The 13,149-nt window shown below is 56.7% G+C and carries 18 protein-coding genes; all 18 read left to right on the forward strand.

Annotation, left to right across the window (positions count from 1 at the left end):
• Positions 1–99 precede the first annotated feature (99 nt).
• The 18 genes from ABH899_RS07620 to xseB all read left to right on the forward strand — a co-directional run bounded on the left by ABH899_RS07620 (position 100) and on the right by xseB (position 13,146).
• The gene (locus ABH899_RS07620) at positions 100–366 is read left to right on the forward strand and encodes a YqhV family protein (RefSeq protein WP_009674897.1); all 267 of its coding nucleotides are present in this window, start codon (positions 100–102) and stop codon (positions 364–366) included.
• A 69-nt stretch (positions 367–435) separates the two neighbouring features.
• Positions 436–1,629 (forward strand): stage III sporulation protein AA, encoded by a 1,194-nt coding sequence (locus ABH899_RS07625; protein WP_369995328.1) that lies wholly within the window; start codon positions 436–438, stop codon positions 1,627–1,629.
• A 4-nt stretch (positions 1,630–1,633) separates the two neighbouring features.
• The gene (gene spoIIIAB / locus ABH899_RS07630; protein WP_218229758.1) at positions 1,634–2,155 is read left to right on the forward strand and encodes a stage III sporulation protein SpoIIIAB; all 522 of its coding nucleotides are present in this window, start codon (positions 1,634–1,636) and stop codon (positions 2,153–2,155) included.
• 15 nt (positions 2,156–2,170) lie between these two features.
• Positions 2,171–2,374: a stage III sporulation protein AC gene (spoIIIAC, locus tag ABH899_RS07635; RefSeq protein WP_009674926.1), complete on the forward strand. Its 204-nt coding sequence runs from the start codon at positions 2,171–2,173 to the stop codon at positions 2,372–2,374.
• A gap of 10 nt (positions 2,375–2,384) precedes the next feature.
• The gene (gene spoIIIAD / locus ABH899_RS07640; RefSeq protein ID WP_016423980.1) at positions 2,385–2,777 is read left to right on the forward strand and encodes a stage III sporulation protein AD; all 393 of its coding nucleotides are present in this window, start codon (positions 2,385–2,387) and stop codon (positions 2,775–2,777) included.
• A gap of 51 nt (positions 2,778–2,828) precedes the next feature.
• Positions 2,829–4,028, forward strand: a complete 1,200-nt coding sequence (spoIIIAE, locus tag ABH899_RS07645; protein WP_369995331.1) for a stage III sporulation protein AE — start codon at positions 2,829–2,831, stop codon at positions 4,026–4,028.
• Positions 4,029–4,170: 142 nt separating this feature from the next.
• Complete coding sequence (spoIIIAF, locus tag ABH899_RS07650; RefSeq protein ID WP_369995332.1) at positions 4,171–4,956, forward strand: stage III sporulation protein AF; 786 nt, start codon at positions 4,171–4,173, stop codon at positions 4,954–4,956.
• A 43-nt stretch (positions 4,957–4,999) separates the two neighbouring features.
• Positions 5,000–5,641 (forward strand): stage III sporulation protein AG, encoded by a 642-nt coding sequence (gene spoIIIAG, locus ABH899_RS07655; RefSeq protein WP_009674879.1) that lies wholly within the window; start codon positions 5,000–5,002, stop codon positions 5,639–5,641.
• Positions 5,642–5,738: 97 nt separating this feature from the next.
• Entirely contained in the window at positions 5,739–6,512 is a 774-nt protein-coding gene (locus ABH899_RS07660; RefSeq protein ID WP_009674921.1) for a SpoIIIAH-like family protein, read from the forward strand.
• A gap of 158 nt (positions 6,513–6,670) precedes the next feature.
• Positions 6,671–7,165 carry an acetyl-CoA carboxylase biotin carboxyl carrier protein gene (accB, locus tag ABH899_RS07665; RefSeq protein WP_009674911.1) on the forward strand — a complete coding sequence of 165 codons (495 nt, stop codon included), beginning with the start codon at positions 6,671–6,673 and terminating at the stop codon, positions 7,163–7,165.
• 18 nt (positions 7,166–7,183) lie between these two features.
• Positions 7,184–8,542, forward strand: a complete 1,359-nt coding sequence (gene accC, locus ABH899_RS07670) for an acetyl-CoA carboxylase biotin carboxylase subunit (protein ID WP_009674890.1) — start codon at positions 7,184–7,186, stop codon at positions 8,540–8,542.
• 85 nt (positions 8,543–8,627) lie between these two features.
• Positions 8,628–9,038 (forward strand): Asp23/Gls24 family envelope stress response protein, encoded by a 411-nt coding sequence (locus ABH899_RS07675; protein WP_009674927.1) that lies wholly within the window; start codon positions 8,628–8,630, stop codon positions 9,036–9,038.
• A 79-nt stretch (positions 9,039–9,117) separates the two neighbouring features.
• Positions 9,118–9,684 carry an alkaline shock response membrane anchor protein AmaP gene (gene amaP / locus ABH899_RS07680; RefSeq protein WP_009674929.1) on the forward strand — a complete coding sequence of 189 codons (567 nt, stop codon included), beginning with the start codon at positions 9,118–9,120 and terminating at the stop codon, positions 9,682–9,684.
• A gap of 14 nt (positions 9,685–9,698) precedes the next feature.
• A complete protein-coding gene (locus ABH899_RS07685) occupies positions 9,699–9,929 on the forward strand; it encodes a DUF2273 domain-containing protein (RefSeq protein ID WP_369995337.1) in 231 nt (76 codons plus the stop codon).
• Between the two features lie 104 nt (positions 9,930–10,033).
• Positions 10,034–10,495 (forward strand): transcription antitermination factor NusB, encoded by a 462-nt coding sequence (nusB, locus tag ABH899_RS07690; protein WP_218229763.1) that lies wholly within the window; start codon positions 10,034–10,036, stop codon positions 10,493–10,495.
• A 148-nt stretch (positions 10,496–10,643) separates the two neighbouring features.
• The gene (gene folD, locus ABH899_RS07695) at positions 10,644–11,516 is read left to right on the forward strand and encodes a bifunctional methylenetetrahydrofolate dehydrogenase/methenyltetrahydrofolate cyclohydrolase FolD (protein WP_009674917.1); all 873 of its coding nucleotides are present in this window, start codon (positions 10,644–10,646) and stop codon (positions 11,514–11,516) included.
• Positions 11,517–11,519: 3 nt separating this feature from the next.
• Positions 11,520–12,887, forward strand: a complete 1,368-nt coding sequence (gene xseA / locus ABH899_RS07700) for an exodeoxyribonuclease VII large subunit (protein ID WP_009674932.1) — start codon at positions 11,520–11,522, stop codon at positions 12,885–12,887.
• Entirely contained in the window at positions 12,871–13,146 is a 276-nt protein-coding gene (gene xseB, locus ABH899_RS07705; protein ID WP_217556168.1) for an exodeoxyribonuclease VII small subunit, read from the forward strand. The genes xseA and xseB overlap by 17 nt, the downstream gene beginning before the upstream one ends.
• The last annotated feature ends 3 nt before the right edge of the window (positions 13,147–13,149 follow it).

Genomic DNA, 13,149 nt, shown 5'->3' on the forward strand with positions numbered 1-13,149 from the left:
TTATGCGGGCGCTTCTGGGTAGGTGCCGCGTATGCCTAAAATCAGACAGGCCCGCATATGGTGAATCGAATAGCTGCAAAAAAAGGAGAGGTGACGGCTGTGATTAACAAAATCGTGCTTAGCATGGCGTCTTTGCGTCTGCTGTCGGGATCGCTGGAAATTATTGCGGCGCTGCTGATGATCCGTTTTAACCAGATTGAAAAAGCGCTCCTCGTTAATACGGGTCTAGCCATGGCGGGACCGCTGATTCTTCTGGCGACGACTACTATCGGACTGGTCGGCATTGCGGAGAAACTTTCCTTCGGCAAAATGCTCTGGGTCGTGGCCGGCGTCAGCTGCATTTTTATCGGCATTCTCAAAAAGTAAACCGACATATTCACTGCACCGGGACATACATATAAAGACAAAGGACAAGACAATTCCGGAGGTGAGGCTGTGCTTGCGTCCGTATTCGCCCATCTGCCCGCTTCCATACGCGGGATACTGGAATCGCTGCCGGCGCACCTGCGTTCGGGGCTGGAAGAAATCCGGATCCGTCAGGACCGTCCCCTTGAGATCGTGTTTGACCGGCGCTGCGCGTTCGTTACGCGTGAAGGGCTGACGGACGCCGACGCCTCGCGGGCGTACAGGCCGTCTCGTGAAGAGTGCAAAAGTCTGCTCGAACTGTTGACCCGCCACTCCTTCTATTCTTTCGAGGAGGAACTGAAGCGCGGCTTTATCACGATTCCGGGAGGTCACCGGGTAGGGCTGGCGGGGCGGGTCGTCCTCGAAGGGGGCAGCGTCAAACATATCCGTGATGTCAGCTCGTTTAACATCCGGATCGCGAGGGAACTCCCCGGAGCCGGTAAGCCGGTTCTGCCTTATCTCCTTGACCGGGAGGCGGACACGGTTCACCATACGCTCCTGATTTCGCCTCCCCAGCTGGGAAAAACGACGCTGATCCGCGATCTGGCGCGGATGATCAGCAGCGGCGAAACCCCGCTTCCGGCAGCCGGCGGTCCCGGCGCGGGGCCTTGCGGCAACCCGGGCGGCGGGCCTGGCTTGCCGGGCGGACCGGGCAGCATCCGGACCTCGTCGACCGGTGCCGGTCTCGAAGCCGGAAGCCTGGAGCCCGCCCGCAGGCCGTCCGCGCCGGACCGTCCGCAGAGGCGCGCCGGCTGGAAAGTCGGCATCGTCGACGAGCGCTCCGAAATCGCCGCTTCCGAGCGGGGGGTGCCGCGCTTCGATCTAGGGCCGCGCACCGATGTGCTGGACGCCTGCCCGAAAGCGGAGGGCATGATGATGATGATCCGCTCGATGTCCCCCGAGGTGCTGATCGTGGATGAGATCGGGCGTCATGAAGACGCCGAGGCTATCCGCGAGGCCCTTCATGCGGGCATCCGGATCATCGCCACGGCTCACGGACGGGACCTGGGCGATGTGAAGCGCAGACCGGTCCTGCGGGAACTGCTCGAAAGCGGCGTTTTCGGCCGCTACGTGATTCTCGGCCGTTCGGCCGCGGGCGGGCGCCTCGTGCAAGTGCTGGACGGGGACGGCCGCCAGCTTGCCGTCTTCGGCGCTTACAATGCTCCGGCCGAAGAGAAGCCAAGCGGCTGGGAGACTTTATTTTCAACCGGCGGAAGGGGATGAGGCGATGTGGGTCAAACTTGCGGGAGCCGCGCTCGTGCTCGGAGCCGGGGCGGGCTTCGGATTCGCCAAAGCGAGAAGGTACCGGAGACGGCCGCAGCAGATCCGGGAAGTGATCCAGGCGCTCCAGCGGCTGGAGACGGAAATCGTCTACGGCTCGACGCCGCTGCCCGACGCGATCGCCACGCTGAGCGAGCAGACGCGGGCGCCTTTGGCGGGCGTGTTCCGCGAGGTGGCGGACCGCCTGTCGGAGCCGCAAGACGACACGCTGAGCGCCATCTGGCGCGACGCTGTGCAGCACGGCTGGCGGAACTCCGCGATGAAACCGGCCGAGCTGCAGGTCGTCCTCCGGCTCGGGCAGACGCTCGGGGCCAGCGACCGTACCGATCAGGCCAAGCATTTGCGCCTGTCGGTTCTCCAGCTCCAGGCCGAAGAGACGACGGCTGCGGAAGAGCAGAAGCGATACGAAGCGATGTGGAAGAGCCTGGGCGTCCTGGTGGGAGCACTGATCGTTATTTTGATGTATTAAAGTGGGGTGCCGAACATGAACGTAGATGTAAACGCCATTTTCCAGATCGCCGGGATCGGAATTATTATCGCCATGATCCACACGGTGTTGAAGCAGATGGGGAAGGAAGACATGGCCCATTGGGTAACGGTCATCGGTTTCGTCGTCGTGCTGTTTATGGTGGTGAGGCTGCTCGATAATTTGTTCCAGGAAATCAAAACCATCTTTTTGTTCCAGTAGGGGGGATGACGTGGAGATTATTCAAATCGTCGGACTCGGCCTGGTCGCCACCGTCCTCATCCTCATTATCAAGGAACAGAAGCCGATGTTCGCTTTCCTGCTGGCGGCGTTTACGGGCATCCTGATTTTTCTTTTTCTGATCGGCAAAATCGCTTCGGTCATTGAAGTGCTCCATAATCTGGCGCAGCAGTCCGGCGTCAATATGGTGTTTTTGAAAACGATCCTCAAAATCATCGGCATCGCGTACATAGCGGAATTCGGGGCGCAGATCGTAAGGGATGCCGGGCAGGAATCAATCGCTTCGAAAATCGAGCTTTCCGGCAAAATTCTCATTATGGTCATGGCCATTCCGATCATCACTGTCATTATCGAAACCGTGATTAAACTGTTTCCGTCCACCTGATCAACCGGACAAGCGTGTGCCGGAGGCGGACCGGATAGGGAGTGGAGAGCATTGGCGCAGCAGCTGTCGCACCGGACGTGGACAACCCTCGTCTTATTCGTCGCACTATTCTTAAGCTTCCTCAGCCACACGGGAGCGCAAAATCTAAACCCCGCAAACCCGATCGATACACTTGTAAAAGAGCAGACGAACCAGCTTGACACGGAGTCCGTCGAGAAATTCTGGGACAAGCTGATGAAAGAATACGGGGGCTATTTTCCCGATAACCGGCCCCCGAGCTTTTCCGATCTGATCACCGGGGCCAAAACGTTCGATTTCTCCAACCTGTGGAAAGGGGCGCTGAAATACCTGTTTCACGAGATTGTGGTCAACGGGAAACTTCTCGTGTCGATTGTGATCCTGACCGTGTTCAGCATGCTGCTGGAGACGCTGCAGACCTCGTTTGAACGCAACAATGTCAGCAAGGTCGCCTTCGTCGTGTCTTATCTCGTGCTGCTGATCATAGCCGTGAACAGTTTTCAGGTGGCCATCGAATACGCCAATGGCGCGATCTCGTCCATGATCCAGTTTATGATCGCCCTTATGCCTCTTCTGCTGTCCCTGCTCGCTTCATCGGGGGGGATCACGTCGGTGGCGATTTTGCATCCCCTGATCGTGTTCATGATCCATACCATCGGTACGGTGATCTACGTATTCGTGTTTCCGCTGCTGTTCTTTTCGGCCGTTCTTCATATCGTCAGTTCCATGTCGGACAAGTATAAAGTAACCCAACTGGCGAAGCTTCTCCAGAAAATCGCCATCGGCACACTTGGGGTATTCGTGACCGTGTTTCTGGGCGTCATTTCCGTGCAGGGGAGCATGGGAGCCGTAACCGACGGCGTGACGCTGCGGACCGCCAAATATATTGCGGGCAATTTTATCCCGATCGTGGGCAGGCTGTTCTCGGACGCGACGGAGACCGTGCTGGGAGCCTCGCTGCTTGTGAAGAATGCGGTCGGCCTGACCGGGGTCGTCATCGTGATTCTGCTGTGCGCGTTCCCGGCGATCAAAATTTTGGTGCTGGCTCTGATCTATCACATTTGTGCGGCGGTCATGCAGCCTCTGGGCGACAGCCCCATCATCGCCTGCTTATCCACGATCGGCAAGAGCATGGTGTATGTGTTCGCCGCCTTATCGGCCGTAGGCCTCATGTTCTTCCTGGCCCTGACGATTATGATAACGGCCGGGAATATCGCCGTGATGGTGCGCTAGATTGGTATGACCCGCAAGTTTCCGTCAAAAAAATTGGTATATCCCGAGATGCGGACGAATATATACAAGCATAGGCGAACAAGCTCAAACAACCTGGAGCGGCCGGATGAGGGCTTGCTCGCCTAAGAAGGAGGCTTGCCCCGTGGATTGGCTAGGCGGTTGGCTTAAGACGGTCGTCGCCCTGATTCTGCTCGCCACGTTTATCGAGCTGATGCTCCCGACGAACAAGATGCAGCGGTATGTCCGGACGGCCATGAGCCTGTTCATCCTGCTGACGCTTCTTTCGCCCGTGCTGCAGTTGACCCGCAAAAACTGGGACCCGGCAAGGCTTCTCGCCGAGGCTCAGCTGGGACAGCAGCTTGGGGGCGGCGGCGCGGCAGGCGGACGTCAGACACCCGCAGGGGCCGTTCCTTCCGGCCAGCCGGCATCGCTGCAGGCAGTCATGGAGCAGGCGGACCGGCTCCAGACGGGCAGCCGGGAACAAGCGGTCCGCCTGCTGGAAGAGAAGCTTGCCGCCGAGATGAGGCAGACGCTGCAGAAGGAAACGCCTTATCCTATCCGGGATATCCGGGTGAAGACGGCGGTGGACGGGCAGGGCGCCGCATCGGTGGCAAGCGTCGAGCTGACGCTGGACGACGCGGAATCTCCGGCTGCGGAACCGGACGCCTACGGCAGCTCCCTCGCGGGTGGCGCCGGAGGCTCCGGCATGACGCCGGTCGCGCCCGTCGCACCCATCGCGCCCGTGGACGTCCGCATCGGCGGCGCAAGCGGTCCGGGCGGCAGAGCCGTTCCCGCCCAGACCGGAGAGCAGCTGAGCCCGGCGCAGCGGGAAGCGGAGCGGAAGCTCGCCAAGGCGGCGGAGCTTGGCTGGAAGGTTGACCCGTCTCACATTTCAGTGCAATGGACGAAGGAACAGTCGAAGCTTTAGGAAAACCAGAAGAAGCGGCAGGGAGCGATGGTGAGGTGAGCGGATGGGCTTTTGGAAGCAGTGGAGGAGTAAATGGTTCGGGACAGGCGAGGACGGCAAACGTTCCAATTCCTTTCTTTGGATTGTACTGCTCGGTCTGGTCGGTGCCGCCTTGATGATTTTAAGCTCGTTTCTCAATTTCAAAGAAGTGGAGCCTGCCGGCGACAGCCGGGCGTCTCCTTCGACCCAGCCGGGCAAAGAGACGTTTATGGGCGGAGCGGCCAAAGACAAGACGCCTTTCCGGGAATACGAGGAAGCCTACGAATCCCGGCTCCGCGATATTCTCCGTAAAGTAGTCGGCGTAGGAGACGTGGAAGTACTGATTACGATCGAATCTACGGAAGAAATCGTCGTGGAGAAGGATTCGAAGGAAAATCAGCAGCTGACGACGGAAAAAGATACCAATGGCGCCAACCGGAATATTTCCCAGGTTACGAAGGAAGGCAAAGTCGTGCTCTATCAGGTGTCGGGCGATCAGCAGCCCCTTGTCGTCAAGACGATCAAACCCAAAGTGAGCGGCGTCCTTGTAGTCGCCAAAGGGGCCGAAGATCTGACCGTCAAGAAAATGATGATCGAAGCCGTCGCCCGGGGCATCGACGTTCCGGTTCACCGGATTTCCATTCTCCCGAGGAAAACGGCCGAATAGCGGGGGGCTTGCAAGGAGGACCCTGCATTCCGGCATAAATGTAAAGCGGCTTTACAGCCATCCCATTACTTATTAATCCGTTAGGAGGAATTATTCCATGAATGCCAAAAGACAAACAATATGGCTCGTTTCCATGCTTAGCCTGATGGTCGTACTGTCCGCTTATTACCTGTTTACCGAGGATGTCAGCAAGGTGGATGTCGCTTCTACGGCCCCTAAAGCGGACGAAGTCAAGATCGATCTCAGCCAGGTGTCTCCGGAGCAGGCCGTCGCCGAAGCGGGTAAAGCTTCCGCAGACAAAGCGGCCGGTGCGAAGGCGGGCGATACGAAGACGACAGCGGATGCCAAAACCGATGCCAAAACCGACACGAAAACCGATGCGAAAGCGGAGGCCAAGGCAGGCGACGGCAAGGCACAGGACTCCAAGACGGGCGCAACCGCCTCGAAGGACGACAAAGATGCGGCGGCCGCTCCGGCTTCGGCGGAAGCCAAAGTCAGCCAGCAGACGCAGGCCAGCAGCAAATCCGGCCGTGACTACCTGACGAAGCTTCAGCTCGACCGCCAGGACGCCCTCTCCAAGAAGACCGAAGAGCTGCTGACGCTCATCACCGATAAAAATCAGTCCTCCGATGCGGTGAGCAAAGCACAGCAGGAGCTTCAGCAGATCGAAGACACGAACACGCGCGTGACGAATGTGGAGGACGTTCTCTCCAAAGACTATCCGAATGCGGTTCTGACCCAGGACGGAAGCAAGTGGAAAGTGACCGTACAGTCGGATAAACTGGAGAAAAGCCAGGCGGTTTCCATCGTGGAAACGGTGATGAAAGAACTGAAGGTCGGACCCGAAATTTCGGTTCAGTACGTGAAATAAACGGCCATAAGAAAAGCCCTCCCGGCCGCATAAACCGCATATTAATCACGAGTGGAAAGAGTCCGGACAAACTGGACTCTTTCCATTTCTTGCGGTTGTGATATAATACATACGTCGTATTACGGCATCGGTTCACCATTTTTGAAGGAGTGACATGGATGTTCAAGCTGAGCGAAATTAAAGAATTAATGAAACTAATGGACCAGACGTCCCTGCAGGAACTCGAAATTGAAAACGAAGGTGCGCGTCTGTCGATACGCAAACCTAACAAAACCGAGTCCGTAGTCGTTACGGCGGCTCCCGTGCAGCAAGCGTACGCGCCGGTCATTGCTCAAGCGGTACCCGGAAGCGCTCACGCACAAGTGGCCTCAGAAGCTCCGAAAGCGGATGAACAGAAGGAATCGGATTCTACCTTACATAAAATCGTATCGCCTATGGTAGGCACATTCTACCAGGCTTCCTCTCCGGGATCTGCCCCGTTTGTTTCGAAAGGTTCTAACGTGAACGAGAAATCGGTCGTCTGCATTGTGGAAGCCATGAAGCTGATGAATGAGATCGAAGCGGAAGTAAAAGGCGAAATCGTTGAAATCCTGGTCGAGAACGGCCAACTTGTCGAGTACGGCCAGCCTCTGTTCTTGGTGAAGCCGGAGTAATTGAACGGAGGGAACAAAATGGGTTTTCAGAAAGTCTTAATTGCAAACCGCGGTGAAATTGCCGTGCGGATTATTCGCGCCTGCCGTGAACTTGGCATTCAGACGATTGCCGTCTATTCGGAAGCGGACCGGGACGCTCTTCACGTCCGTCTTGCCGACGAAGCGTACTGCATCGGACCTACGCCTTCCAAGGACAGCTATTTGAATTTTACAAATATCATGAGCGTGGCCACGCTCACGGATACGGACGCCATTCACCCGGGTTACGGGTTTCTGGCGGAGAATGCGGATTTCGCGGAAATCTGCGAAAGCTGCAACATCACGTTTATCGGCCCTTCCCCGGAAGCCATTACCAAAATGGGGGACAAGGCAGTCGCGAAGCAGACGATGAAGGAAGCGGGCGTTCCCGTTATTCCCGGCTCCGACGGACTGATCGAAGACCTCGACGAAGCCATTTCTCTCGGCCGTGACATCGGCTATCCGCTGATTATCAAAGCGACCGCCGGCGGCGGAGGCAAAGGCATCCGGATCGCCGAGAGCGAGGATATGCTGATCCAGCATATCATGACGGCCCAGCAGGAGGCTCAGCTGAACTTCGGCAACTCCGGCGTTTACCTGGAGAAGTACCTCACGGGTATGAAGCACGTCGAAATTCAGATCATTGCGGACAAGCATGGCAACGCGGTCCATCTGGGCGAACGCGACTGCTCGGTGCAGCGTCGCCGTCAGAAGCTCGTCGAAGAGGCGCCTTGCCCGACCTTGACGCCGGAAATTCGTCAAGCGATGGGGGAAGCGGCCGTTCGCGCAGCGAAGGCCGTCAACTATTCCGGCGCGGGTACGCTCGAATTTTTGCTCGGACCGGACGGGAACTTCTATTTCATGGAAATGAATACCCGTATCCAGGTTGAGCATCCGGTCACCGAATACGTAACGGGCGTCGACCTGATCAAGGAAATGATCCGCGCCGCCGAAGGCAACCCGCTTCCGTTTACGCAGGAAGATATTCAGATCAACGGCTGGTCGATCGAATGCCGGATTAACGCGGAAGACCCCGAGCGCAACTTTATGCCGTCGCCGGGACGCATCAACTTCTACCTGCCTCCGGGCGGTATAGGCGTCCGCGTGGACAGTGCGGCTTACCCGGGGTATGTGATTCCTCCGCATTACGATTCCATGATCGCCAAGCTGATCGTATGGGGAGCGACCCGCGAGGAAGCGGTGAACCGGATGAAGCGTGCTTTGGCCGAGTTTGAAGTCGATGGCGTCCATACGACGATTCCTTTTCATTTGAAGCTTTTGAATCATCGCAAATTCCTGAGCGGAGATTTCGATATTAAATTCCTGGAAGAGCACGACGTGAACGACCCGGAATCCTAAGCGGGATTCGTTGTCATAAAAATTCCGGAATGGTATAGTATTAAATTAGTGGGCTTATCCCAAACGTGCAGGAGGTGTGCATAGGATGACGATGATTGCAGCGGATTATGAGAAGACAGATATGGGCACCATTCAGATCGCTCCGGAAGTCATAGAAGTGATTGCGGGACTCGCTACCGTCGAGGTTGAAGGCGTGGCCGGCATGAGCGGAGGTTTTGTCAACGGCATTACCGAGCTTCTCGGACGCAAAAACTTTGCCAAAGGCATCAAGGTGAACGTCGGTCAACGCGAGGCGGCGATCGATGTGTCGATCGTGATGGAATTCGGACACCGGATTCCCGAAGTGGCCGGCAAGATCCAACAGAACGTGAAATTGGCAATCGAATCGATGACAGGGCTGAGTGTCGTGGAAGTAAACGTTCACATTCACGACGTCCAATTCAAGACGGCCGAGAAGCCGGTTGAAGAGGATTCAGCCGCACTGCGCGTAAAATAATAAATAGCAGCGGCTACACATTGACCCCCAACCGCTAAGGACGGGGGTTCCTCACTTATTTCGGAAGGAGCCATTTGCTGTGGTCAAACTATTGGACAGACTCCTGTTATTTCTATTCAGCCTCGCGATCATGTTCCTATCCGCCATCGCCGTACTCGCAGCTTTTCAGCTCATTCCGATGAGATCGACCGATTATTTTCTCCAGGATGTATTTGACAGCGGTTTTACCTTATCCAAGGCATGGGTGATCGGTGCCGGAATCGTCATTTTTCTGATCAGCATCCGCTTTTTTTACATATCCGTCCGCAGAAGCCGTACGCAAGCGCCGTCTATCGACCAGCGCAGTGAATACGGAGATATCCGGATTTCGGTGGAAACGGTGGAGAATCTGTCGTTGAAAGCGGCCGGAAGAAGCCGCGGCGTTCGCGATCTGCGTGCCCGTGTGAAGGTGAGCGAGGCCGGACTTGAGATCGGCATCCGTACCGTAGTGGACGGGGAAACTTCCATTCCGGAACTTACGGAGGAAATACAGTCCGCGATCAAGAATCACGTGGAAGAGATTACGGGAATCCCGGTCTCCGGCGTATCCGTCTATGTGGCGAATATCGTGCAGAATACCCCAACGTTTAAAAGCCGGGTAGAATAGAGGTGGGTCCTCTCATGTGGAGAAAATTGTGGCAGGAGCACCCCGGAACGATAACCGGCGGAGGAGCCGGACTTGTTCTGGGCCTGGTCTATCTGTTTTTCGGCTTCTGGGATATGCTGATCTTTGCATTTATCGTGTTCCTGGGGTATTATATCGGCAAAAAAGTAGACCGGGGAGAGGATCTTTGGCTCCCGTTCCAGAACCTTTGGCAATTTCTTACGCAAAAATGGAGAATGTTTCGCTGAAATCCTGGGTTCATCCTTGGATTTTTTTGTTTGGGTTGGATTTAAAATGACGTATACTAGACGTAGACGAACGAACTAGCGGTTTAAGATGTGGGAGGCATACAATGAGGCGTAGAGTAGCCAGAGAAATAGCTTTGCAGAGCTTGTATCAGATCGATATGAACGGGGTTTCGGCGGCGGAAGCGGTGAACGTTGCCGTACATGAGGCGGAGAACGATAACGAGGCTCAGGTGGATCATAAGGAAAAAATTATGCCGGAGTATATCCGCGAACTCGTGGACGGCACGTTAAGCAACCGGGACCGGATCGACCAGCTTCTGGCCGGTTACCTGAAAGGCTGGAAAATGGACAGGCTGTCCCGCGTAGACCGTGAAGTGCTGCGTCTGGCCGCATTCGAAATGCTGTTTCAGGAAGATGTCCCGCCAAAGGTCGTCGTTAACGAGGCCATCGATCTGGCGAAGCATTTCGGTACGGACGATTCCGGTAAATTCGTGAACGGCGTACTCGGCAAAATGATCAAAGACGTAGATGCGCTGAGGGAAAATATCCGCAGCGGCAAAGAGTAATGAAACAGGCGCACGGTTGCCGGGACTTCTGAGGAGTCGTCCGGGCAGCTTTGCGCTATCTGCTTATAGCGGGCTACAATAGGAAAACAACACGCACAACAGGAAAACAAAGAAAACCATTAACGGATAACTAGGGAGGAGAACCGTCATGGCAGCAGAAGTGATTAACGGCAAAGAAATCGTCCGTTCCATCCGGGAAGAAATCAAGCAGGAAGTCGAGGAACTTTCCACCCGCGGTACGACACCAGGACTCGTGGTGATTATCGTAGGCGATGACCAGGCTTCCCATGTCTATGTCAATAACAAGGAAAAAGCTTGCGCCCAGGTGGGCATCCAGTCTCATGTGCACCGTCTTCCGGCAGATACTTCCCAGGAGGAGCTTGTCAAGCTGATCCATGAGTATAACCGGAATCCGGAGTTCCACGGTATTCTTGTACAGTCTCCGCTTCCCGGCCACATCAACGAGGAGCAGGTTGTGGACGAGATAACTCCGGAGAAAGACGTGGATTGTTTCCACCCGGTTAACGTGGGCAACCTGATGATCGGCAAAGAAGGCATGCTTCCTTGTACGCCGGCCGGCGTCATGGAAGTTTTGAAAAAAATCGGCGTATCCCCGGCAGGCAAACACGCCGTCGTCGTCGGAAGAAGCAACATCGTCGGCAAACCGATGGCGATGCTGCTGCTCCGCGAGCACGCTACGGTTACGATCTGCCACTCGCGCACGCCGAATCTTCAGGATATTACACGCCAGGCCGACATTCTGGTTGCCGCGGTAGGCAAAGCCGGCGTGATTGAGGACCGGCACGTGAAACCGGGTGCGGTCGTGATCGACGTCGGAATGAACCGCAACGCCGAAGGCAAGCTGTGCGGAGATGTCGACTTCGATGCCGTCAAAGAAATCGCGGGTTACATCACACCGGTTCCGGGATGTGTAGGTCCGATGACCATTACGATGCTGCTCAAGAATACGCTGAGCTCGGCCCGCCGCGCGTCCAATACGGGTACAGAAGCGGGCGTGTAACGCATGAGCGAGCGCGCCGTATTATCTATTAAGGATCTCAACCGCTATATCAAAATGAAGCTGGAAGGCGACAACCGCCTCCAGGACGTTTGGGTGCGCGGGGAGATTTCCAACTTTACGCATCATTCCAGCGGTCATATGTATTTTACGCTTAAAGATAAAGACAGCCGCCTCAAAAGCATTATGTTCGCGTCGTACAACCAGCGGCTACCTTTCCGTCCGAAGGAAGGTACGATGGTGATCGCCCGGGGGAACGTTTCCGTCTACGAACGGGACGGGCAGTACCAGTTCTACGTGACGCAGATGCAGCCCGACGGAATCGGCGGCTTGTACCTCGCGTTCGAGCAGCTTAAGCAGAAGCTCGATAGCGAGGGCTTGTTCCGCACCGAGCGGAAGAAGCCGATTCCCCGGATGCCGAAAGCCGTCGGCGTCATCACTTCCCCGACGGGGGCCGCCGTCCGGGACATCATCATCACCCTGCAGCGCCGGTTCCCGAATGTGCCGATTCTGCTGTATCCGGTGCTGGTGCAGGGCGCTCAGGCGGCCCCGTCCATCGTCCGAGCCATCGAGACGATGAACAGCCTCGGTGAAGTCGACGTGCTGATCGTCGGCCGTGGAGGGGGATCGCTGGAGGAGCTGTGGGCGTTCAACGAAGAAATCGTTGCCCGCAGCATCTTCGCCTCCGCGATCCCCGTCATCTCGGCCGTCGGCCACGAGACCGACTTCACCATCGCGGACTTCGTCGCCGATCTCAGGGCGGCGACGCCTACGGCCGCGGCGGAGCTGGCGGTGCCTCACCATCTGGAGCTGAAGCAGCAGATGGCTCATCTCGGCCAGCGCCTGCACCGCGGCCTGCTGCAGCAGCTGCAGCGCCGTCAGGACCGGCTGGAGCGGCTCCGCCGCTCGCCTTACCTGACGAATCCGCACCGGCAGCTTCTGCAGCATCCGGCCCAGCGGCTGGACCGGCTGGGCGAGCAGCTTTCTTTCCGCATGCGTCAGCTTGTCGGCCGGGCCGGCGACCGCCGCATGCGTCTGGAGCGCACCCTGTCGGGCTTCAACCCGCAGGAGCAGGTACGCTACGCCCGCAAACGCGTCGAAGGCGCGGAGCGGGCGCTTACACTGGCGATGCAGGGCGTCGCCAGGGGCCGCAGGCAGCAGCTCGTATCCACGCTGCGCCACCTGGATGCGCTGAGCCCGCTTAAAGTGATGCAGCGCGGGTACAGCCTTGTTTACGACGAGAAAGAAAAACGCGTATTAAATTCGATCGAGCAGGTTCAGATCGGCGACATGGTCCGAGTTCAGTTGACCGACGGACGGCTCGATTGCCACGTCTGGGCGATGGAGGAGAAAACAAATGGGGAACGAAAGTAATCTGCAGGAAGAAACCGCCATCAGCTTCGAGGAAGCGATGGACAAGCTGGAAGGAATCGTTGCGAAGCTGGAGAGCGGGGATGTTCCTCTCGAGCAGGCGATCGAGCTGTACCAGGAAGGCATGAAACTGTCTCACCTGTGCGGCCAAAAGCTTGAAACGGTGGAGAAGAAGATCGAAATGCTCGTGGAAAGCGAAGCCGGCCTCTCGAAGAAGCCGTTCGGAGCCAATATGATCGAGGATAAAGGGGAATCCCGTTGAACA

The organism is Paenibacillus sp. RC84, assembly GCF_041260495.1.
Classification (GTDB): domain Bacteria; phylum Bacillota; class Bacilli; order Paenibacillales; family NBRC-103111; genus Paenibacillus_F.